The following is a 22,633-nucleotide window of genomic DNA, read 5'->3' on the forward strand; positions in this document are numbered from 1 at the left end:
GATCGCAAAAACAATAAGCCCTCGGGAAACACAACGGACGCGGGGTGGAGCAGCCCGGTAGCTCGTCAGGCTCATAACCTGAAGGCCGCAGGTTCAAATCCTGCCCCCGCAACCAACTCAAGCGAACTACGCGAAACCGCAAATGCCCCGCCCTTGGTGGGGCCTTTTGCTTTTGAGCTACCAGCCTGCAAAAGCTCGACAATCTTGCCTTCCAGCTCAATCGTATGGCCGTTCAGCGCATCGTGGCGCACGATGACACGGTCGATCATCTCGCGAAGTTCGTCGCCTACATCGCCGGCGACGGACTCGTGCGTGAGCGTCTCGACGAGGTTGGCTATGTGCTCGCGATAGATGTCCGGAAGGTTCTCGGGAAGATCGACCGGTTTAGGTTCAGCTTCGATCCGCTCTGTCTTCATCCGCTTGAGTTCCTCATCCACCTGATTGAGGCGTTCGAGAACCGGCGCGCTGAAAGTGCCGGTCTCAACCGCCTTCATCAGGTTTGCTTTCGTCTTCTCGTGCTCCCGAATACGTGCGTCTCGCAGTTTGAGGTCTTCGGTCGTTGCCGATTGTGTCGCTTCCAGATGACGCGCGTATTCCTCCCGGAAATGCGCATAGGCGGCTGGCTGCATCAGGCCATCGCGCAGGCCGGCGAGGGCGAAGCCATCGACTTCGCTTTGCAAGATGCCCGGCATACCCGAGCAGAAGGCCGGTCCTTTCTCCTTGTTCGTCGCACAGTAATAACGCCGCTTGCTCCCCTTGGTGGTGCCGCCGGCGACGGTCATAGACCCGCCACAGACGCCGCATTTGACGAGTCCGGACAGCAGGTATTTGCGACGGCGCAAGTTGCGGTTCACAGACAGATGGTTGTCATCTGTCGAGTTGATCTTGCTTTTGGCCTTCGCGAGACGGTCTTGTCTGGCCTTGGCCAAACTCCACTGTTCGTCGTCGAGAATACGCAACTCCGGCACCTCGATCCTCTGCCATTCACTGGCGGGGTTAAGGCGCGACACGCGGCTGTTGCCGTCCGGTGTTTTTAGGTAGCGCAGACGGTTCCAGACGCGCCAGCCGACATAAAGCTCGTTGTTCAGGATGCCGGTGCCGCGTTCGCGGTTGCCATTGATCGTGTTCTGCTTCCATCCGCCGGTGCCCGCGCCATTGCCGCGAGGCGAAGGTATCCCTTCGGCATTGAGGCGTGCCGCGATCTTGAGCGGAGAGTCCCCTGCGGCATACTCGCGGAAGATGCGACGGATGATGATGGCTTCGTTCTCGTCGATTACCAACCTTCCGGTGATCGGGTTGCCGCGCTCGTCGATGGCAGGGCGATAGCCATAGGCACGACCGCCTGCATTCAACCCGTCCTTGACCTTGCCTTCGAGGCCGCGACGGGTCTTCTCGCGCAGGTCCTCCAGAAACATCGCACTGAATGTTGAGCTGAACCCGATCTGCATCACATCGACCTTGCCACGATCGACCGTGTGCAAGACCACATCGTTGTGCTTCGCCTCTTTGTAGAAGCGCGAGATGTGTTCCTGATCCCGGCTGAACCGGTCCAGGCTCTCCGCCAAGACGATGTCACAACGACCTTGGCCGATCGCGTTCCTTAGATCCTTGAAGCCCGGACGGTCATCGCGTGTGCCGGACATTGCCTCGTCGGCAAACTCGGCCACGACCGCCCATCCTTGCCGCAGTGCGTGCGCGCGGCACTTGTCCAACTGATCGCGGACGGAATGGGCGTTTTGCAGTTCGGTCGAAAACCGGGCGTAGAGAATGACGCGGGGCTGACTGGTCAAGAGGAACTCCGTTCGAGCAGATTCTTTGGTTGAGGATGCCGTAAAGGATTCTGAATGGAAAATCGAAAGTATGGTGGCGCGCGGCTGCGCCTTCGGCTTAATCTGTAAGCCTCTGCCTCCGGCGTTCGACCCGAAGCGGCGGCTCTGGTAGTCGCGTTCTTCACGGCGACGACGGCGACGAGGGAGATTATCTTTTTGAGGTCCATCCGAGGTTCCTTTCCAGTCGAGACGATCAAACCTCTGTCCGGACAGCTACCAGATGGCCCCGAGTGAGTTCCCTGCAGATGCGCCCGTCCCGAAAGGGGCGGGCGCAGCCATTTTGTGATCCCCGCGGCCCGGTCGTTTCCAGCAGTGGAAAGCGGGGTTGGTTGATGGGATGGACCGCGGGGAACGGCCTCACCGGATCTTGCCGGTGCGGGTTCGGCGATAGCGCTGGATCGCGGCTTCCGCGTCGAGCAGGTCGCGGACCCTGATGACGAGGATGCAGGCGGTCTGGATGTCGGCAACGAACGACAGCAGCGCCGTATCTGCTTCGCGGCTGTCCGTTACGACATTCGCGGCAGCACAGATCCGCATCAGCGACGCACTGGTCGAGTCGTCGACGAGATCCCCTCGATCAAGCAGGGCTTCGATCAGTGCGAGGTGGTCGCCAAGTTGCGCATAGTCATCTGCATCCAAATCTTCGGCAGTAGCGACCGCATCGCGCAAAGCTCTGTGGGCGTCGGCCAAAAGGTCTGTGATGCGATCAGCATCGGGCAGCTTTTGGTCGGGCGAATGCATCAGGATGCGATGCGTGTTCTGCGTCGGGACGGTTGCTGAAAACATCGGTGGTCTTTCTGTTGTGAAGGGTAGGAAGTTGGGTGCGGTTTGCGGCGCGCGAGCTCGGCTTGGGCCGTGACGGGCGGGGCGACGGGATCGGCTTCCGCGGGCGGTAGATGATCAGGCGGCAAGATGACATTAGCGGCGCTCCTCCTCGCGTTGGTGGCGAGCAATGTCGGCTTCGGCGTGCAACCGTCCGCGCACTGCGTTCAGTCGTTCAAAGGCGCGGCCTGTAAGCCGGCCGACACGGATCCCACCATCAGGTCGGATTGCTTTGCGGCGCAGACTCTGCCGGCTGACGAAGACACGCCGGGCAGCGCAGAAGCGGGTTGGTTGTTCCAAGCCTGCCGAGGCAAGCAGGGCGTCTTCCTCGACAAGAATGTCATAGCCCGTCCGGCGTGCCGCCTCTGCCGGCGCGCCATCCGCGATCAGCAGATAGGCGCGATCGCTGATTTTGTGGGTGTCGATCACCAGACAAGGGCGAGCCGTGTCGGTCTCGCCGCCAGTCGTCTTTGACGGGAACGGATAGTGCAGGACATCACCGATCGCGAAATCATCGGCGTTCGTGTCCTGCAGGCGGGTAGCGCTGTGGTTGGTCAAGGTCATTCCTCGTGAGGGTGGGTTGTTATGCTGACCTGCTTCCGTTCCGGTATCTCTTTGGTCCGGCATCCGGTGTTCTGCTGCGGTCAAATGACCCGCGCAGCAGAACACGGTGCCGGCCGCGCCTTGCGCCTCTTCGGGAGAGCGTCGAGAGGGTTGCCCTCTGGACCCCTTCGCGGGCAAAGAAAGCGGGACTTGCCAACTTGGCCGGCCGGAACAACAGTCGGCTTACGCAGAGTGCAGCGCGACAGCCGAAACGGGGCGTCCGAAATGTCTGATGAGAATGAGATTGAGGACGACCCGAGTGAGGAACTCGAAGAAGGCCAAGATATCTGTCCCGTTTGCCGAACCTTGGTTTGGCCCGGCGCGATGGATTATTGCCAACATTACCTATGGACCCGTTGGGACGGCCAAATCATCTGGCCGTCATCCGAGGCGGAAGGACTGCTTCGCATCGCCAACGACTTTGTCGCTTCGGTTTACGATGCGGAAGAAGGCGGCTGGGCTGCATTAGCTTATGTCGCGCTTCGGGACGGTGGAAGTCCCGAGGCAGCCGAGTTCGTGGCGCAGGGATACAGCTTATCCACGGAAGATGTCGCCGATGCGCCAGATACAAAGATCGGCAAATGGCGAGAAACGGACGGAATGCTTTCAGGCAGCGGCGTTGCCTGTTTTGCCCCGATCGCTGCGGCGGCGTGGGCAGAACGGCGGTCGGTTGCGCTGAAGACGGCTCTGGCCGTCATCGGTAAGCAACGGCCAAATATCGACTGATCGTATCGATGTGCTGAGCGTCGATGAACACCGGCATATCCAGAGCCGGGTTCTTCGATCGTGAAGGCAACGCACTTCGTCGGGAGAGCGTCGAGAGGGTTGCCCTCTGGACCCCTTCGCGGGAAGCGGGAGCGGGTTGGGGTTCGGGGAAGGGAGCGGAACGCCTTCCTCCGGGAGCTTGGGGAAGCCGGTGGGGAGTGCAGAACATCCCCTCGGTCCCGCGGAAGGCGGCCGGACAGGGTGCAGGGACAGGTGGCGAACGGTCCTTGCCCGGGGAGTCCAGAGGGGTGTGGAGCTTCCCTCCGGTCCGTCGGAAGGACGCCAGGGGGGGCAGGGGGAGCGGCGAGCGATGACCCTGCCGAGGGTGTCCAGAGGGGTGTCGAGCCCCCTTTGGTCCCGCGGAAGGCGCGGGGACCGGGGCGGCGCCCCGGCGAACGAGGCAAGTGGAACGGATGCGCCAACGGCGCAGGAGTGCCACTTGCTTAGTGAGTAGACTTCTGGCGCTTTCCTGAACCCGCAGGTTTTTTGTTTTGAAAGGCGGCGACCCATCTCCTTCTCGCCAACCGCGACAGGAGACCCCGCAATGTCATTGGAGAACTACGAAAGCTTTGCCCGCAAACGGGAAATCATCCGCCACCGCATCGTGCTACGCTTTGCGGAACTCTTCCCGAGTGGCCTTGCCGGCGTTGAAATGCACGCAAATCGCAAGGGCGGGAACCTCGAACACGTCGACCAGCAAAGGACCCGCGAAAACGAAATCCTGATCGGGGACGCCGATTGGCGCGCGAAGCTGGAAGCTGAGATTGAAGCCGCGCGCCTCGAAAATCTTGCCGAAGAGTTGGAAGCCCTCAAGCGTCGTAAGCGCCAGTCGGAGTGGGACGCTAGACGCCTCGAAGGAAAGGCGGACCCGTGGAAGGCGTCGAAGAAAGGGCCGCTGCGGGAAGTGATCCTGACCGCAGGCAAGGACTGGTTTGCCGAACGGGATCAGCTTGCGGAAATCTTGGACGAGAGCCGCCAGCAGTGGTTCGAGACGATGGCGGTCGAGTGGCTTAAGGCCAACTTCGGCGATGCCGTCGTGCACGCGCGGGCCGACCACGACGAGATGACCTTCCACATCCACGCGGTCATAGCGCCGTGGTCCGAAAAGACGACTGCGCGGCGCGGCAAGCAGCGCGTTCTGCAACCGTCGGCCTATCCGATGCTTGCGTCCTATGAGGCAGCACAAGACAGCGTTGGAATAGCCTTCGCTACCATCGGTCTCGAGCGGGGGAGAAGAACGGCGGCTCTCCGGCGCGCTGCTACCAAGACAAGAAAAGATCGCGAGGAGCAGCGGGAAGCCCTGACTACCGCAGGTCAAGCCGTGCCCGAATACTTGGAAGAAGCAAAGGACCCCCTCATTCCAAGAAAGCGGCAGCACGTTCCAACGCCCGTCTGGTGGGCTGAAGAGACGCAGCGTCTTAATAAGAAGGAACGCGAATTGAAAGCGGCCGCTGTGGCTGATGCGGAACGCAAGGCAAAGCTGGAAGCAGAGCGCGCGGACATCGAGCAGCGCAAAGAGAACCTGACCGAGCGTGAGAAGGATGCCGACGAGTTGCTTCTGGTCATTGATGGGATAGCTGAGAATGCAGGTAGGGTCGAAGCGCGCGAGTATCGCCCGCGAACGCAACGGTTTCTCGATACCCTGAGGAAAGCCCGTGATGCGTTCCGCTCGAAGATAGAGCTGGACGCCGAAAAGAAACTCGCACAGGGGCGCGAGGCCATCGAGAAAGAGCGGAAGGCAGTCGAGACAGAACGCAAGGCTCTCGATGCGGAGCGCACGGCAGTGGAGCGCTTCAAGAGCCGCGTTTTGGGATTCGCCAAAAACGCCATCGCGACATTGCCGACTGAGGTTAAGCAACGATTTGTCGACGCCCTCAGGCCTGAGGCGGAGAAGGTCAAGGAAGCGGAAAAGTCGCTGCAAGAGTTGCGTAAGCGGGACCCCAACGGAAGTGCCGAGCGGTGATCACGAGCGGCGTTCCGACTGAAACAATACGTGATCAAAAAAGTGCAGCAGACCGCTTTTTCCTGCTGATGACGATACGAGGTCCTGATTATCCGCAAGCAACCAGAGAAAGGAAATCCGGATGACCACCCTCGCCAACACCAAGACTAACTCGACTGATCCTCGCATCGCGAACGCGCTCGACAGACTCGCTACGATGATGGCGGCTGATGAGAAGCGGAAACTCAAAGAGCACTCCGCGCAGCGCAAAGCAGTCCTTGCGGCGTTCGAAGCTTGGCTTGATCGGGCTCGCTTGGCCGATCGTCAAGCGTTCCTCGAAACACTGGCCGCGCGCTCAACCGGCACCGCTGCAACGCGCATCGCAGGCTTTGCAGAACGAATGGTGGAAGGAGCGGAAGCGATGCCCGCTGCACTTGGAAGCTCGATTGAGCGGGCGCCGGTGCCTTCTGTCCAGTCCGGGCCGAACGGAGGGGCACAATCGCCTAAGACCACGAGCGCGGCAAACTGAATCGCCTTGAAAGAGGTTTGACAAGGGGCGGCACCAAAAGGTGTCGCCTTTAAAGCTTCAAGACTGGGCAAGCGGATAGCCACAGTCAGAAAATCCCTTCCGCATAGCAGAAGCCAGTGCCATAGTTGGAGGTGAAATATTGCTTGCGGTTGCGTGTGAATCGACCGTGCGATTGAAAGGAGATTTTGAATGGGATTCCGTGACTCGAACATTTGGAAGGCTGCCTTCACGAACGAATCTTCAGGAACTTGGGGCGCGGAGCGCACACGGCTTATGACCGAACTGCTCGGTGCGCGTGAACGTGTCGAAGGCCTACTCACCGGCATCCCTCAAGATTGCAGAGATTTAACTATTCACGATGTCACACATTTGGACGCACTTTGGGAAGCCGCAGACCTCATTTGCGGAGAACGTATATTACTGAACCCGGCTGAGACATTTGTGCTTGGCCTTGCCATTTTGACTCACGATGCGGGTCTGACCTCTCTGGCATACGAGGGCGGAAAAGCCGCACTCAAGAAAACTCAAATTTGGCAAGACTTTGCCGCCCAATATTTTTATAGTCGATCAGGAGTTGATACTTCGGAACAACTAACTCCATCGCAGGAAGGGGAGGTGCTGTTCTCCGTCCTGAGAGCACTTCACGCAGATGAAGCAATACGTCTCTGTAAGGCGGAATGGAAATACGGTTCGTCAGGCCCCATCCACATTGTTTCTGACCCTGAGCTGCGTGAGGCATATGCCGAAACAGCTGGAAGGATCGCAGCAAGTCACAACTGGGACTCGAAAAAACTAACAGATGAACTTAGTTCATCAATCGGTGGTAGTCCAAAACTACCATCAGACTGGACCATCAACGAAGTAAAACTTGCTTGTATCTTGCGCTGTGCCGACGCTGCACAAGTTGATCGGCGTCGTGCGCCATTAGCATTATACTCAGCAATTAAGCCAAGTGGCTACTCTCAGTTGCATTGGGAGGCGCAATTAAAACTCAACAAGCCACACATAAAAAATGACACGATCTATTTTTCCTCATCCTCAACGTTCGCAACTTCCGAGGCGGACGCCTGGTGGGTTGCATATGATCTAGCAAGAGTGCTCGATTTTGAGCTAAAAAGCGCAAATGCAATTCTTACGGATATCGGTGAAAATACACTGATTGCACAAAGAGTGGCAGGAGCGGATACACCTGATGCATTCGCAAAGTATGTTAAAACAGCGCAGTGGCGCCCCGTTGATGCAAGCGTAAAGGTAACGGATCCGCTGCGTTTGGCTTCAACATTGGGCGGACGAAACTTATATGGTAATGACCCAAGAGTGCCATTTCGTGAATTAATACAGAATGCCGCCGATGCAATTAGGGCAAAGCGAGCACTTGAAAAACGTGGGCAGGATTTCGGTCAAATTACAATTACTATAGAGCAAGATCCTTCAAACGCTGACGACTGTTTGGTGTCAATTGACGACAACGGCGTCGGAATGAGTGAGCGTGTGCTTTCCGGTTCACTCGTAGATTTCGGGCGATCGTTTTGGAATTCGAGCGCGGTTCGAGAAGAGTTTCCAGGACTTCAGGGAACAAACTTCCAAAAAATCGGTAAGTTTGGAATTGGGTTTTTCTCTGTTTTTTCCTTTTCTAAGGCAGTCCGAGTAATATCGCGGCGACACGATAGTGCTGTCTCCGACGCTAAAGTTCTCGAGTTTCGTAGCTTTTCGAATCGCCCTCTATTGAGGGCGGCGATGATTAAAGAACTTCCGATGGATACCCATACGCGTGTGTCTTTCTCATTAGCGAAGAAGTTTTTTGAGTTTTCCACCGCAGGATTGGTGCTGCGTCGAGCTTACTTTGAAGATGACGATTGGGGCGGAAGGCGGAATGACCTGATTATGGAAGTTGCGCGACTTGTTTCATTTCTTGATATAAAAGTTGTGATTTCAGATCGAAGGAACGGGAAAAATTTTGTCCATCAACCAGACATATATGAAGTGGATGCGTCGAACTTTTTGACTGGACTTTACGATCAGAAGGAAGCTCGCCGGTTCTTTGATCCGGTCAAATTGCTTGCTGCATTAAAAGCCGAAGATGGAGATGCTTACGGTCGGGCTGCTCTTGATGTCGATGCGCTGCTTGATAGACAGACGCGATCTGTGGGCTTCGTCTCTGTAGGGGGCATAGTATCGCAGGGGCGTAGCTTGGAGTTGAAGTCCTCTCTTGGTGAATCTTTGCCATATATGGGTGTGATTGAAGGAGATACGGAGCGAGCGGCCCGGGATTTTGTGTCTAGCAAGGTGCCGCAGTCAGTAGTGGATAATTGGTTTAACGCTCAAATTAATGCCGTAGATGATGGTGTTCTTACCACTTCTGAACGAATGAAGCTTTCCGCCTTTGCTTTCCTAGCTACTGGCTTTGAAACAAGCTTGCCTTTCGCTTTTCATATGGGTCGCGTAAAGACAGTTTCTGAAATTCGTGAGGCAATTCGTAAGACGCAAACTATTCTATTGCCTATGTGGTGGCGTTATGATTCTTGGGTCGAACTCCGCGGTTACAACGATCTACAGCCAGATTACTTCGAGGCTGATTTGTCGGTTGATGTCTTCGTATTGTCGGAGGGTTCGCAGCGCTTGGTCGATGATGAAGATGCTAGGACGCTTAGACGAAACGAGAGTATGAAACTTTCAGCAACGGTGCTTTCATCTAAGTGGAAGACTGCTGCCCCATTGCTGAAGCTCATCCACGAGACTTGGGGTGTGGAACCAAGTGTAGAAATCAGAAAGGCCTCAATTTTTCAGACACGCGTATCGTCCTTGTCGGGGGCGCGTTGGGTGCTGGCTTTGGACAAGCCGGTGAATGTTGGTGCGAAGCACTAATATGTGGGAGCTCGGGTTCGCGTCAGTCCAAGGCGCGCCCCCGCAACCAAATCAACCGTACTGTAATCGACAGACCCAACACGCCCAGCTAACACTGGGGCTTTTTGCGTTCTGGGCCAGATCGATCAGGGCTGTGAGAGCCCCGTCCAGAACCACCGCAACCTGTCCCTCCTCCCAACGCACCGAAACCTTCTCGATCAGGCTGCGGATGATCTCGCGGGCGGGGGCGGAGGCCTTGTCCGCTGACCATGCACGCGGGGTGGCGAGCGTTTCCGGGGGGCGTCGGGATGCCGGACGGGTTCGTACAATCTTTTGTTGCGCGATGCGTTTCGCTAGTTAATCTTCCTTAAGTAGTATTTTTCCGTCCCCACTCATTTCAGCGCGGGTATGCCCATGGCGGACTACAAAGTTTCCGGTCCCGAGATCAAGAAATTCGTCAAGATCATGCGCCGCGAGCCGGTGTCGTTTGCGTACAACCCCGGTGACAGGCCCGAGGATGACTATCTGGGCCTGCATCGGCTGAAACCGCCGCAAGTCCTGGGCAAGGAAGCCAAGGAAGAGGGGCAGGGAGCGAAATATGCCTTTGGCACCGGAACGGTAGAGGGAAAGCTTCTGACCCTGACCTGCGAACGGGTGCTGCCCGGTTTGGCCAAGAAGATGAAGCGGTGCCTCAAGGCGCAAAAGGTGATGCTCAACGTCCAGATCCTCGACGCTGATGGGACCGTACTCGAAGCCGATGTCGAGGAGCTGCCCGATGATCCGGAACTCGACGACGATACCGACATCGCCCAAGGCGCACCGGCGGCCGATCCGTCCAACGCGCCTCCTCCCGAAGCGGTTGCGGCAGAAAACAGCGACCCGGCAGCATTGAAACAGCGCCTTGCCGCGATTGTTCCCAAGGTCCAAGCCCTGGGCGGCGATCTTGCCGAAAGGTTGCGGCAAGCCTGCCTTGTTGCCGGACAGCAGATCAGCTCGGGCAGTCCCGAAGCGGCCGAAACCCTTTCCAAGATTGAAAATGTCCTTGCGCGTCAGTCTGCGTCTGCGCCGCCTGCCGAAACCGCAGCCGAACCGGCATCGCCCGAGGTCCCTCTGGCCCGCCTGAAGGACGCCATGCTGCAACTGGTGCAGAGAATACGTGTCCTGCCCGAAGGGCCGGCGCGGACCAAGCTCGGGGCTGACTCGCGCACTATTCTTGGGCAGATCAACGAAGGTGCGGTCGAGGCCGCCATCACAGCGATGCGTCGCCTGACGCAGGAACTGGTTTTGGCCGAAAAGCCCGAGGCGGCGCCCAAGGCCGACCCGATGGTGGTCTGGCGTGACGCGAAGGAAACCGTAGATGTGTCGATCGGCGCGCTTCAATCGGCGCTCAGGGGCATCGACGACCCTGATCTCAGGCGGATCGCCGATGCCGGATTGAACGGCGTGACCGATGGTCTGCAAACTCGGCTCATGGCCGCGTTGTTCGAATACAATGCCGCGTCCGGCGAAAACCGCGCCAAGGTTGCCGAAACCCTGCGCGGCCGCGCCGTCGATCTGCGCAACATGCTGGAAACCGACCCGATCATTGCCCTGTGCGAGGACAATCCGTTCGGCGTCAAGGTTGCGATCCGCGCCCCTCTCATAGCCGCCCTCGACAAACTCGAAGCCATCGCTGGCGCGTGACGCCACCCACACGAGAGCCTGACCATGACCGAAGGACAGACCGTGACCGATGTCGCCATCCTTGACTGGATCAAGAAATTCAACGCGGCAAAAGGTTGGGACACCCTGTCCGTGCCAAAACCCGAGATGCTGGGGATCAAGCATCCCGGCGGCAAGCTGAAATCCTCGCCAAAGTCGCTGTTCGCGGCGAACCGCGACGATCTTGGCAACCGCGAAGATATCCAAAAGCAGCTCGATACGGTGAAGTCCGAGGTGTCGGAGCTGAAACGCAAGTTGGGCGAAAACCTGACTGCGGCCGAGATTGAAACCCTGCAAGAGCAGTTGCTGATCAAACTGGACGAACAGCAGGAACAGGAAGCCGAACTCGCGCTTTTCGACCGGTTCGACAGATTGACGAAGCAGGTCATCGCGGCCGAGGAAAGCATTCCGCAGGATTTGCTGGCGGTCGAGACCTCGATCATGGACCTGCGCGACAAGGTCGAGAAAACGCCCGCAGACCTTTCGAAACTGGATCCGGCGGAATTGTCGCGGCTGCGCGATTTCCACGACATGGTGTCGGGCAACGTCGAGCGCGCACGGCAGGAGGTGATCCCGCTGGTCCAAAGCACCGAGGATGGAACGGAGACCAAGCTTTTCGCTGCCATCAACTCGAAGGAATACAAGCTGCTTTTCGGCATGCTCGAAGAAGCTATCCTTTTGCTGCAACTGGGAAAACTGGCCGAAGCCAAGGACAGGATACAGACGGTTTCCGACAAGCTGTCAGAGTACCGTACCGCCCGCACGGGGGCGCAGCCGATTTCGCAACAGGAGCAGCTTGACCCCGCCCTTGACGAAATCCTGATGCACTGCGGCGGCCTTGTGGGCACCCTGAAGCATTCCGGCTTTGAAAAATGTGCGGCCCTGCGCGAGGAAGAAGTCAAGAAGCTGACCGGACGGATCAGAACCGAAAGGAATGCCAAGACCCCGTACCTTGCCGAAATGTTCAAAGGCGAAGCGACCGAGCTGCTGAATGTCCTGCGTCAGGATGTCGAGGCGATGCACAAGGTGCAAAGCCTGCTCGGCGAGGCGATGCAGGACAGTCAGGCGATGCTGGCAAACGGGCATGTTCACCGTCCGAAACGTATTCAGGACAAGATACAGAAATACGATCGGGGTCCGAAATCTGCCGACAATGTGGTCGCCGCCCTCGAGATCCGGGACTATGCGCGTGAAAGGCTGAAAGAGTCCCTTGCCGAGGACCTCGACCGCGCGGCGGTGAAGCCGGCAGACTTGAAAAAGACGCATGACGGTCTTGCCGCGCGCTATCTCAAGCTGGCTACCGAGCTGAAGAAACTTCCCGCCGAGGTCAAATCGGAAATCGACCTCATGATCCTTGCGTCGGGCCAGCTTTTGGACTCGAACTCGGTCGATGCGCTGAAACAGGCTGACCGCTATCTGCGGTCGATCGACATTTTCATCAAGAACATCGAGGGCTACCCGACAGTCTACGCCGATTTCCAGAAACGGATCGACAAGATCGAGACCGAGATTAAGAAGATCGGCGTGGATTACGGTGCCTACGAAATCGGCATGCGCGCCGAGATGGATGACGACTGCAAGCAGCTCAAGACGTCATACATGACCCTCAATCAAAAACAGGTGCTTGACCGGATCGTCGCACTCGAGACGGATGTCGCCAATTTCCGCAGGCTTTGCAGCGAATTGCGGGGGAAGAAGCGTGTTGCTTTCAAGATGGCCGACGCGCTGAACGAGACGCTCGACAAGATCGGAAAGACGCTGAAAAGCAGTTTTTCCAACGGTTTCATTACCTTTGATGGCTATTACGGCAGCCTGCGGGGCGAGGTTGCGACCGCCCGTGCGGATGTCGAAAAGCGGACCGAGTCCCTGATCGAGAAGGGCACGGAGACGCTGATCACCCTTAAGACAAAGATCGACAAGACCCGCACCGACCTTGAGAAGATGCGCACGGACAAAGCCAAGCTTGATCCGGCGACATCGCTAGCGCTGAATGCTTTCCTGATCGATGCCCGTGGGGCGCAGGCCGAACACGATGCCGACGAAAGCAAGAAAAAGGACTTCCAAGCCGCCAGAAGCGAGGTAAAGGCGGAAATCACCGAAGCGAAAAAGAAGTTCGCAAAGATCAAATCCGACCCCTCGGACCTGGACGCTTTGGAAACCGAACGGCTGAATCTGATAAAAGAGATCGAAGCCTCGGGCGCTTATGTCGATGGCCTCAAACGCATGACTGCGCTTTTTCCGCGTGTCAGGAAACTTGCCGCAACTGCCGATGACGCCGCGGAAATCCTTGACGGCACGCTTGAAGAAGCCGCGAAAAGTTGCGTTTCAAAGGTGGAAATCCTTCGCGCCCATGTCCGCGGCTTTTTCGACGGGGTGATCCGCCGGGCGGCGGAAACGACCAATGGCAACCAGTTTGACGACAAGTCGACCGGCTATGACGAAGCCAAGATCAAGGCCTTCTTGGCATCCATCGTTTCGGCCTTGCCGCAAAAGGCGATAGATGACCTGCCATCGGCCGCCGCGCTGGTGGTCAAACCCGGGCTCGGGTTGGCCGAACGTCGGGATGCACGCAAAGCCGCGCTTGCACATACGCGTGCCCTCATGGCCGTGCTCGACGGGTTCAGCCCGCTGAACCATCTGCGGGTAAATCCATTCGAAAGCACCGCTGCCAACCATCTCAACGCCGCTCGGGCCGCGCTGCCGCGTCTCGAGATGCGCCTTTTGACCGCGATCAAGGAGTAAAGCCATGCCCCTGACCGAAGCACAGCACGCATGGATCGAAACCGCGCAGGCCAAGAGCGCCGAGTTTCAAGCCTTTGGCGAAAAGATGAGTGTCCGCAACAAAGAGATGACCGAGATCACCGCCGAAATTGACCGGCTTACCTCGGAACTGCGCGACGCAAACGCGGCATTGAAGGTCACGTGGGACAGCGATGCAGGCAAGGGCCTGTTCAAGGGCAAGAAACGCAGCATGGATTGGATGGACGGGGACAGCGACAGCGAAGTCGATACCGTCCACGACCTGACCGGCAAGTACAAAGTCGATGAAAAGGCCGCGCGGCGCGTTCTGATGCTGCACGAGGAACTTGTCCGGCTGCAAACCCGGATGGAAGAAGCCGAATACGAGGATCCGGTCACCAAGAAGAAGGCCAAGGTCTTTTCGCCCAAGGATATCGAGCGCGAATTGTGGTCTCCCTTGGTGATGGCCGAAGTGCTTCCGTCGAATGCGGTGGCCGACAAATACAGTCAGGAAGCGCAGGTTTGGACCGGCGCTTGCGAAATCTATGGCGAAATCCTCGAAAAGCACACCGAAGAGGCCTCGGAATTCGAAGGTGCGAAACGCGCGCTGCGGATCGGGATGGATGTGGTTGCGCTGGTCGGCAGCGTCGGGGCGGAATCGATCAAGGCAGCCAATTTCGATGCCGTCTCGATGTCGGCGGCGGACAAGGACCTCGCATCGGCCGCAAAGAAGGTAGCGCCTTCGGAGCGGACGCCCGCACAGGTCTCGCTTTTGGGCAAGCTCGACAAGTTGGAAGTCGCCGAAAGGAACATGGCTGCGCTGAGCGTTGCCACGACGGTCGTGAACGGTGGACTGAAAGTGGCGGACAAGGCGCTCGACACGCCGGACGCCAAGCTTGGCTGGGCCATTGCCGAGTCTGTCTATGAAGCCCTCGGCGAGGCGGCGTCCAAAAGCCTTGGTCTTGCGGGCAAGCAGGTTGCAACCAGCAACAAGGCCTTGTCCGAAACGCAGGCCTTCAAGACCTCTATCGCTTCGGCCACCAGTCTTGTCAGTTACGGCTTCAAGGCGGGCAAAGTTGTGTTTCGCGTCAATGAAATCTGCACGGCCAAGGACGAGTCGGGCAGAAAGAAAGCGGCGCTTGGCCTGATACAGTCTGTCGCGGGCGCGATTGGCGATGCCTTTGCCGCTTTCGACAGGCAGGACGGAAAGAACGACAAGGGCGAGGACGTCACAGGCACCAATGGCGCCTGGTCCAAGATCGGCGCCGCCGTAAGAACCGCCGTGATCGGCGCATCGAATGCCGGCTTCATTGCCGAACACATCTACAAGGCCCAGAAATCCGGCGGTCTCAAGAACCCTAGTGCCTTGGTCGGGGCCATCGGCCTTACCGTGCTTGCCCCGATCATGGCCGGTGTGTTCGACTCGTTGTCGGATGCAAGCCGCAGAGACCTGAAGAAAGACGATAAGGGCAAAGAGGAAGCCTATGGCAAAGGGGCCCAACGCTCCTTTGAGGAAAGCTCGGACGACAAGGCCGGCAACCGGCTTACCGGCGAGACGCATTCAACTTTCACCGACTATGTCGATCAAAGCATGTCCAGCCTTATGCCCGACAAAGACGATGAATCGGCTGGCGCGATCGACAAGGAGAAGGCCAAGGAGCAGGTGGAGGCGGCGCTGAAATCCCTGCCGGAACTGGCCACGCTTGGCACGGCGCTGCTGTCGGCGATCCCGAGCGGGGCCACGGCCGAAGAGGCGAAACAGGCGATTGCCGAACGGCTTAGCAAGCTGGAACAGCAAGAGAAGGAAAAGGAGATCGGCAATTTCAGCAAAAGGCTTGCCGATGATCCGCAGTTCAAGGAATCGTTCTTTGCCGACATCAAGACGCAGTCCGACGAAGAAGCCGATCGACTGGACAAACTGATAAACGACGCTTCCCCGAGCCCCGAAGAGCTGGATAACGACGAAAAGGCGGAAAAGTCGGTGGCGGCGCTTGAAAAGCTGACCAACGAGGCCGAGGCCTGCAACCAGAAGTGGCAGATGGTCAACACCCTGACATCGGGCGGGGCATCGATTCTGGTGGCAGCCTTGCCGGTCGCCGGTCTGGTCGTCGCGATTCAGCGCCTTGCGATGGATACGGCGATCCTTGTGCGCAAGTCGATCCAGCTGAACAAATGGATGGACAATATGGCCCTGACGATGGGGAACCATTCGGTCTATGGCCCTGCGATCACGTCACGCCTTTCATCGGCCAAGATCCAGGTCAGCCAGCAGTCGCTTCTTGTGATCTATGCCGCTTTGGGCGTTGCATCCGAAGGGGCGAAGCTGGGCGATTGCACGGGGGCGGCGACCGGAATCTCGATCGGTGTCAACATGGCCCGCGCCCTGACCGAGTTTGGCTTCAAGATGCACAAAGAGGCCGAGATCGAAGCGGGTTGGCAGCTTTACAAAGAGGCGCGTGCCAATCCGGGCGACCGGAAGCGCGCCCGCAAGGCGATGCGTTGGAATTCGACCCTGTCAAAATGCGTGCTGGCATACGGCATCGTCAAAGATGGCGATCCCATCGCCAAGGAAGTCGGACGCAGCTGTGGACTGACGCCTGAAATTCTTGTCGATGGCAAAAATGTCTGCACCAAGGTCGTAAAATACTTCGAGACGGTCTATTCGGACGATCCGCAGGTCAAGCGGCGTATCCCGCTCAAGAAAGACTGGCATCCCGGGATGGCCAATCTTTCCCTCGACAGCTGGTTGCGCTTCAAGGCCGCGGCGATTGACAGGGCAATCCCGTCCATGTCGCAGGAGTCGGCCCGCACGACGGATATCGACCGTTTCATGGCGGTGCTTGAACCGCTTATCGGGCGCGATGCGGATTACTCGGGCGTGCGGGATCTGAAGTTTCCCGAACTGAATCCGGATCCGGCCGGAGCGGACATGCGGCTTGATCCGAAATACCGCGAATTCCTGAACCGCACCAAGGAAGCGGCCAACGGATTGATCGCCGCTCTGCGGGCGTGGAAGCCGGTCAACGGCAAACCGCCGAGCGATTCGGATCAGAAGTGGATCGCCGGATCGTCGCATGACGGAATGATCGACGTGGCCGATAGCCTGCTTGCGCAGGCCCAACTTCTGCTTGGCGAAGTGTCCTTTGACATCAAGCAGTTGGAGGAGCGCGAGAAGCAGGACAAGGCGCGTGAAGCGGCCGCTCTGGAAGCAGGCAAACAACAGCTGAAAGCCGCCTGATCGCCGCCTGTCCACACCAAGATGTGCTGCCATCCGGGCGCGGCAGGCGGGCAATTTTGCGCAGCGAAGGGCAGGCGTTGCAGTCTGCGGCGGTGTTGCTGAATGGCTCGATCCGCGCCGGATGCGCCGAGGTCATGCCGACAGGCGCAGCACCTCGTCCGGGGGGACTGTCAGGGCGATCTGGCTGCCGACCGAGAGGTTTGCAGCCAGATCGCGCGCGAAGCAATCGACGAGCAATGTGTTTGGCCCGCAAGATACATGCAGGCGGGTGAATGCCCCGAGGAATTCGACGTGGCGCACCGTGCCGCGCAGCCCGTCGCCGTCGATGGGCGCGGGGCGAAGTGACTGCGGCCGGACTGCCACGGAGAGGGTCTCGCCGGGCGATGCGCCGAAAGTGCCGGGCAAGGCCAGACGCCCGCCCGCACAGGTCAGGACGGTGCCGCCTTCCGTGCCGAGTTGCCCTTCGATCACGTTCAGCGTGCCGATGAACCCTGCGACGAAACGGGTGGTGGGCCGATTGTAGATCTCTTCGGGGGTTCCGATCTGCTCGGCCCGCCCCGCGTTCATGATCACGATCCGGTCGGACATCGACAGGGCCTCTTCCTGATCATGGGTCACGAAAAGCGTGGTGATGCCGAGTTGGCGCTGGATGGTCCTGATTTCGGTGCGAAGCGCCACGCGGATCTTGGCATCGAGTGCCGACAGCGGCTCGTCGAGCAACAGCACGCGCGGGCGCGGGGCGATGGCGCGGGCCAGTGCGACGCGCTGCTGCTGGCCGCCCGACAATTGGTAGGGATAGCGCCCTTTCATCGCCGCAAGCCCGACCATGTCGAGCATCTCGTCGACCCGTTTGTCGATCTGGGCCGGGGCAAGCTTGGCGACGCGCAGCCCGAAGGCCACGTTATCGGCCACGGTCATGTTCGGGAAAAGCGCGTAGGACTGGAACACCATCCCGATCTGGCGCTGGCTGGCGCGTTGGCGGAGCAGGCTTTGCCCCTCGATGCGGATATCTCCGCTGTCGGGGGTTTCGAACCCCGCGACCATCCGCAGAACGGTTGTCTTGCCGCAGCCGGACGGGCCGAGCAGCGACACGAATTCGCCCTGGTGCAAGGCGAGGTCGAAGTCGCGGACCACGGGCGTCGGGCCGAAGCTCTTGCCCAGTGAGGTCAGGTCGATGAAGGCCATGGCGGTCATCCTTTCGTAAAGCGGGTGCGCCGTGCGAGCAGCTGGATCACGCCCATGCTGGCCCATGTCATGCCGAAGGCGATCACGGCGAGGGCTGCGGGTTCATAGGCACGGTTGCTGCCCATCCAGACCATGTAGGGCCCGAAGGCAGGGCGGTTCAGCAAGGCGGCGATCACATATTCACCGATGACGATGGCAAAGGTCAGGAATGCGCCTGACAGGATGGCCACGGCGATGTTGGGCAGGATTACCCGTGCCAGCACCGTTGCCCATCCGGCCCCGAGGCTTTGGGCGGCTTCGGTGAGTGTCTGCACCTCGATGGCGCGCAGGCCGGTATCGACCGCGCGGTACATGTAGGGCAAGGACAGGGTCGCGTATCCGGCCGCAAGCAGGAAGTCGGTGCCCCGCGCCGAACCGGTCAAGGGCAGGATCGACGAGGTGTTGAACAGGCGGATGTAGCCGAAGACGATGATGATCGGCGGGATCACAAGCGGCAGCAGCGTGATGAACTCGACGACGGGGCGCAGGCGCGGCATCTTGAGCCGGACCCAGAAGGCCGTCGGGGCGACGATCAGCACGCCAAGGATGACGGTCGCAATCGACAGGATCACCGAATAGGCCAATGTCTGCTGGAATTGCGGGTCGTCCAGCACGTTGCGGTAGGCATCGAGGGAATAGACGCCCCTGCGCGCCCTGAGCGAGAATTCCAAGGTTCCGACGAGGGGCAGGAGGAAGTAGATGACCGCAAGGATGAAGATGGCCCATGAGCCGATGCGCTTGAGGTTCATTTCTGCCACCGTTCAGCGCGCAGGCGCAGCCAGATGTAGATGACGTTCGCGCCACCTGTCAGGGCGATCATCGCAAAGGCGATGGCATAGCCGAGATGGGGGTCTTGCAGGACATCGCCGCGGATCTGGGCGAAAAGGATGATGGGCAGGATCGACAGCGCCGAGCCGGTCAGCGCCATTGCCGTTGCCACGGCCCCGAAGGCATTCGCGAACAGCAGGGCGAAGGCCCCGAGCAACGAGGGCCATAGCACGGGAAGCGCCACCATGCGCCAGTATTGGACCCCGCTTGCGCCGAGGCTTTCCGCCGTCTCGCGCCATTCGCCGCGTAGGCCGTCAATCGCGGGGGTGATGATGAGGACCATGAGAGGTATCTGGAAATAGAGATAGGCCATGGTCAGGCCCGAAAAGCTCGTCAGGTTGAAGCCGGTCGCGTAGAGGTTGATGCCGAACCAGTCGCGGGCGAGCACGGTCACAAGGCCGAGGCGTCCGAGCGTTGCGATGAAGGCAAAGGCCAGCGGCACGCCCGCGAAATTCGATGCGACCCCCGAGAAGGTCATGACCGCATCGCGCAAGGCAGGGGGCAGCCCGCCGCGGATGACGGCACCGGCCACCAGAAGGCCGCCGATGGTTCCGAGGCATGCGGTCCACAGGCTGATCCGCAACGAAAGCCAGAGCGCCGAGAGGATCGTGCCGGACATGAGGTCCGACAGGTTGGCCAAGGTCAGGCTGCCATCGGGCCGCGTGAAGGCCCCGATCACGACATGCAGGGTCGGAAGGACCAGAAAGACAAGCGCAAAGACGAAAAAGGGAAGAACCCCCAGCCAAAGCGACAGGGAGCGTTCAAGCCGGTGGGGAAGCAGGGATGACATGAGGCGCCGATCAAAAAAGGTCCCCCGCGTCCGGTCGGGACGCGGGGGCGTGGTCAGGATCGATTACTCGGCGACCTGCGCGCCGACCATTTCGTCCCATTTGCCGGACACGACTTCCTTGTTGGCCGACTGCTGGTCAACCGAGGGGAATACGGCGCGGGCATAGGCCTCGGCCGGGGGCAGCGCGTCGAGCAGTTCTTTCGGCACTTCGCCAGCCGCGACCATCTTGGTGAAACGTGCGGTGTGGCAGTAGCCCTTGACGTAGCCGTTCTGGCCCTCGTTCGAGAACAGATGCTCCATCCACAGCTTGGCGGCGTTCGGGTGCGGCGCATAGGCGCTGATCGCCTGGACGTAGACGCCGGCCAGAACCGGACCTTCGGGGATCACCACCTCGACCGGCGGGTTGCCGGCGAGCTGGTCGCGCCAGGACAGGAGGTTGTAGTCCCAGGCCGCGACGATCGGCGTCTGGCCCTGGGCGATGGTGCCCGCCTTGCCCGAGACGGGGACGAAGTTTCCGGCCTTGTTCAGTTCGGCCATGAATTCAAGGCCCTTGGTGCCCGATGCTTCGCCCGGCTCGGCGCCACGCGACACGCCTGCCGACATGATGGCAAGGATCGCCTGGTTCGACGCGCGCGGATCACCGGTGAGGGCGAAGGCATTGGCGTAATCGCTTTTGAGCAGGTCGTCCCATTTGGCGGGCACGGTCTTGATGATGTCGGTGTTCACACCGAAGGCCATCACGCCATAGTAGGACCCGGCCCAGAAGCCGTCGGCGTCCTTGATATCGGCCGGAATGTCGTCCCAGAGCGAGACCTTGTAGGGCTGGATCAGACCTTCCTGTTTGGCCTGCGGGCCGAAGGCAAGACCCACGTCGATGACGTCAGGAGCCTGCGGGCCGGTGTTGTCCTTGTTGGCGCGGATCGCCTCGAGTTCGTCGGCGGAACCGGCATCGGGGTTCAGCTCGTTCACGGTGATCTCGGGATATTTCGCTTTGAACGACGCGATGATCTCGCCGTAGTTGCACCAGTCGTGGGGCAGGGCGATCGTCGTCAGCGCGCCTTCTTTCTTGGCGGCCGCTTCGATGTCGGCAAGCGTTTCGGCAGAAGCAGCCGTCGCCGCGAACATTGCAAGCAGGCTCACGCCAGAAACCAGCGCATTGAGGGTTTTCATTTACGTCTCCGTCATTTGGTCGGTGGGGCCGATTGCCCGCTCCGCCGGGCCTCTCTAGGCGCATCGCGTGACGAATTTCCGACGGTTATGTAACAGTTTCAATATGATGGACCGAAGGCCGTTTCCTGCCACAGCAAGGTGGGGGTGCGTTTCCCCCAAAGGAGGGTTGGCGCCTGCCGTAGGGATGCCGCGCGGGCAAGGCCGTGTTGCGCCGTTGGGCTGCGGGGGTGGCGGGCAGCCAAGGTGTTGCGGATGCCGCGACCGATGCTGTCGGTGCCGCAGGCCAGACCGCCGCTGTCGATATCCGGCTGCGATCGATCGCCGACGGGGCCTAGCCGACCCAGAAGCGCACGGCCCCGGTTGCCACGACCACGGCAAGGCTGGGGAGGCCGACCCGCAGGCCGACACCCGCCCCGCCGACCCATGCGGACATGACCGATTTTGCGATGGTGTTGACGACGACAGCCAGCACAATCGCATCGGCGGCAAGCTGTGCGGCACGGCCGCTTTGCGCCATGGAAAGGGTGATGGCGTCAACATCGAGAATGCCCGAAAGGGCCGCCACGCCAAGGACGCCGCTTTGTCCCCACAAGAGTTGGACAATCTCGACCGATGCCATGACGACGACGATGAAGAGCGCGATCTTGATCGAGGACGCAACCGCCAGAGGGTTCGCGATGACAAGCGACGCACCCGCCCCGACAGGGCTGGCCGAACGCAGGCGCAGCATCGACAGGCCCGCCGCGCACAGCATTCCCAGCACCACCATGCCCAGTTCGGGAAAAAGCGAGGCCAGCAAGGCGGGGTTCAATATCAGGACAAGCCCCGCCACACGCAGGGCCATGACCGCGCCGCTTATGAATATTCCGCCCACCAGCAGATCGGTCGCGCGCGGCTGGTCACCCGCCAGTCGCGCAAAGGCCAAGGTGGTTGCGGTCGAGGAGGCAAGCCCGCCCGCCGCTGCGGTCAGAACGATGCCCCACGTTCCGCCAAGCATCCGCACGGCAACGTAGCCGATGAAGGAAATCAGCGCCATCAGGATGGCGAGCAGCCAGACCTCGTACAGATTGACTGCGCCCCAAGGGTCGATCGGGCGATTGGGCAGCAGGGGAAGCAACAGGAAGGTCATCACCATGAGGATCAAGCCTGCGCGGACCTCGTCCCAAGTCAGGCGAAAGAGCCAGCTGTGAAGCTTTTCACGCAGCGCAAGCAGGACGGTCATGCAGACCGCCACCGCAATGGCGACCGTGACGTCACCGACCGTCGCCATCGTGCCAAGCAGGAAGGTGAGCAGCCCTGCGACAAGACCCGTTGCACTGAGATCGCCGCTTGCCCGCGATTCCATCCAGACAAAGGCGCCCAAGGTCGCGGCAAATGCGAGGAAGGTCACGGCGACGACCATCGGGCCAAGCTCGGCGCTCAGCACGCCGCTTGTCCCGCCCATCAGGCCCGCAAGGCCGAAGGTCCGCACTCCGGCGGCCCGTTTGTGATCCTCGACCTCGCGGGTTTTCCAGCCGCGTTCGATCCCGACCAGCAAGCCGATGGCAAGGGCAGCAGCAAGACGCGAGAACACATCAAGTTCCGGCATGATCGCGCGGATCCTTATTGG

General features: G+C 59.7%; 16 protein-coding genes and 1 tRNA gene. 9 read left to right on the forward strand and 8 right to left on the reverse strand.

All coding sequences use genetic code 11. The annotated features are described in order from the left end of the window. Positions 1 to 38: 38 nt before the first annotated feature. Positions 39 to 115 (forward strand) — tRNA-Met (locus H7F16_RS13440). Here the strand turns inward: H7F16_RS13440 and H7F16_RS13445 are convergent. The 3 genes from H7F16_RS13445 to H7F16_RS13455 all read right to left on the reverse strand — a co-directional run bounded on the left by H7F16_RS13445 (position 72) and on the right by H7F16_RS13455 (position 3,215). Beyond that, complete coding sequence (locus tag H7F16_RS13445; protein WP_185798521.1) at positions 72 to 1,790, reverse strand: recombinase family protein; 1,719 nt, start codon at positions 1,788 to 1,790, stop codon at positions 72 to 74. The two genes, H7F16_RS13440 and H7F16_RS13445, sit on opposite strands and share 44 nt — an antisense overlap. 396 nt (positions 1,791 to 2,186) lie before the next feature. After that, on the reverse strand, positions 2,187 to 2,615 hold the full coding sequence (locus H7F16_RS13450) for a hypothetical protein (protein ID WP_185798145.1): 429 nt from the start codon (positions 2,613 to 2,615) through the stop codon (positions 2,187 to 2,189). Between the two features lie 132 nt (positions 2,616 to 2,747). Then, complete coding sequence (locus H7F16_RS13455) at positions 2,748 to 3,215, reverse strand: hypothetical protein (RefSeq protein ID WP_185798146.1); 468 nt, start codon at positions 3,213 to 3,215, stop codon at positions 2,748 to 2,750. Positions 3,216 to 3,479: 264 nt separating this feature from the next. On the opposite strand from H7F16_RS13455, the gene H7F16_RS13460 reads away from it, so the two are divergent. The 7 genes from H7F16_RS13460 to H7F16_RS13490 all read left to right on the forward strand — a co-directional run bounded on the left by H7F16_RS13460 (position 3,480) and on the right by H7F16_RS13490 (position 17,012). Further along, positions 3,480 to 3,980, forward strand: coding sequence for a hypothetical protein (locus tag H7F16_RS13460; RefSeq protein WP_185798147.1), 501 nt, complete (start codon positions 3,480 to 3,482; stop codon positions 3,978 to 3,980). A gap of 583 nt (positions 3,981 to 4,563) precedes the next feature. Beyond that, a complete protein-coding gene (locus H7F16_RS13465) occupies positions 4,564 to 5,982 on the forward strand; it encodes a hypothetical protein (RefSeq protein WP_185798148.1) in 1,419 nt (472 codons plus the stop codon). 121 nt (positions 5,983 to 6,103) lie between these two features. Further along, positions 6,104 to 6,490, forward strand: coding sequence for a hypothetical protein (locus tag H7F16_RS13470; protein WP_185798149.1), 387 nt, complete (start codon positions 6,104 to 6,106; stop codon positions 6,488 to 6,490). 189 nt (positions 6,491 to 6,679) lie between these two features. After that, positions 6,680 to 9,355, forward strand: coding sequence for an HD domain-containing protein (locus H7F16_RS13475; RefSeq protein ID WP_185798150.1), 2,676 nt, complete (start codon positions 6,680 to 6,682; stop codon positions 9,353 to 9,355). A gap of 393 nt (positions 9,356 to 9,748) precedes the next feature. Then, positions 9,749 to 11,017, forward strand: coding sequence for a hypothetical protein (locus H7F16_RS13480; protein WP_185798151.1), 1,269 nt, complete (start codon positions 9,749 to 9,751; stop codon positions 11,015 to 11,017). 24 nt (positions 11,018 to 11,041) lie between these two features. After that, on the forward strand, positions 11,042 to 13,777 hold the full coding sequence (locus H7F16_RS13485) for a hypothetical protein (RefSeq protein ID WP_185798152.1): 2,736 nt from the start codon (positions 11,042 to 11,044) through the stop codon (positions 13,775 to 13,777). A 4-nt stretch (positions 13,778 to 13,781) separates the two neighbouring features. Further along, positions 13,782 to 17,012, forward strand: a complete 3,231-nt coding sequence (locus H7F16_RS13490; RefSeq protein ID WP_185798153.1) for a hypothetical protein — start codon at positions 13,782 to 13,784, stop codon at positions 17,010 to 17,012. Positions 17,013 to 17,144: 132 nt separating this feature from the next. On the opposite strand, the gene H7F16_RS13495 is transcribed toward H7F16_RS13490, so the two are convergent. The 4 genes from H7F16_RS13495 to H7F16_RS13510 form a co-directional block, all read right to left on the reverse strand. Then, the gene (locus H7F16_RS13495; RefSeq protein WP_185798154.1) at positions 17,145 to 18,197 is read right to left on the reverse strand and encodes an ABC transporter ATP-binding protein; all 1,053 of its coding nucleotides are present in this window, start codon (positions 18,195 to 18,197) and stop codon (positions 17,145 to 17,147) included. Positions 18,198 to 18,202: 5 nt separating this feature from the next. Next, complete coding sequence (locus H7F16_RS13500) at positions 18,203 to 18,985, reverse strand: ABC transporter permease (protein ID WP_185798155.1); 783 nt, start codon at positions 18,983 to 18,985, stop codon at positions 18,203 to 18,205. Next, positions 18,982 to 19,854 (reverse strand): ABC transporter permease, encoded by an 873-nt coding sequence (locus tag H7F16_RS13505; protein ID WP_185798156.1) that lies wholly within the window; start codon positions 19,852 to 19,854, stop codon positions 18,982 to 18,984. The genes H7F16_RS13500 and H7F16_RS13505 overlap by 4 nt, the downstream gene beginning before the upstream one ends. Positions 19,855 to 19,917: 63 nt before the next feature. Beyond that, positions 19,918 to 21,024, reverse strand: a complete 1,107-nt coding sequence (locus H7F16_RS13510) for an ABC transporter substrate-binding protein (RefSeq protein WP_185798157.1) — start codon at positions 21,022 to 21,024, stop codon at positions 19,918 to 19,920. A gap of 203 nt (positions 21,025 to 21,227) precedes the next feature. Here H7F16_RS13510 and H7F16_RS19905 point away from each other — a divergent pair, with 203 nt between their 5' ends. After that, complete coding sequence (locus H7F16_RS19905; protein ID WP_277818383.1) at positions 21,228 to 21,359, forward strand: hypothetical protein; 132 nt, start codon at positions 21,228 to 21,230, stop codon at positions 21,357 to 21,359. Here H7F16_RS19905 and H7F16_RS13515 read toward each other — a convergent pair. Continuing rightward, positions 21,356 to 22,612 (reverse strand): MgtC/SapB family protein, encoded by a 1,257-nt coding sequence (locus H7F16_RS13515; RefSeq protein ID WP_185798158.1) that lies wholly within the window; start codon positions 22,610 to 22,612, stop codon positions 21,356 to 21,358. The two genes, H7F16_RS19905 and H7F16_RS13515, sit on opposite strands and share 4 nt — an antisense overlap. Positions 22,613 to 22,633 lie beyond the last annotated feature (21 nt).

Source organism: Paragemmobacter straminiformis, assembly GCF_014243445.1.
GTDB lineage: Bacteria > Pseudomonadota > Alphaproteobacteria > Rhodobacterales > Rhodobacteraceae > Paragemmobacter > Paragemmobacter straminiformis.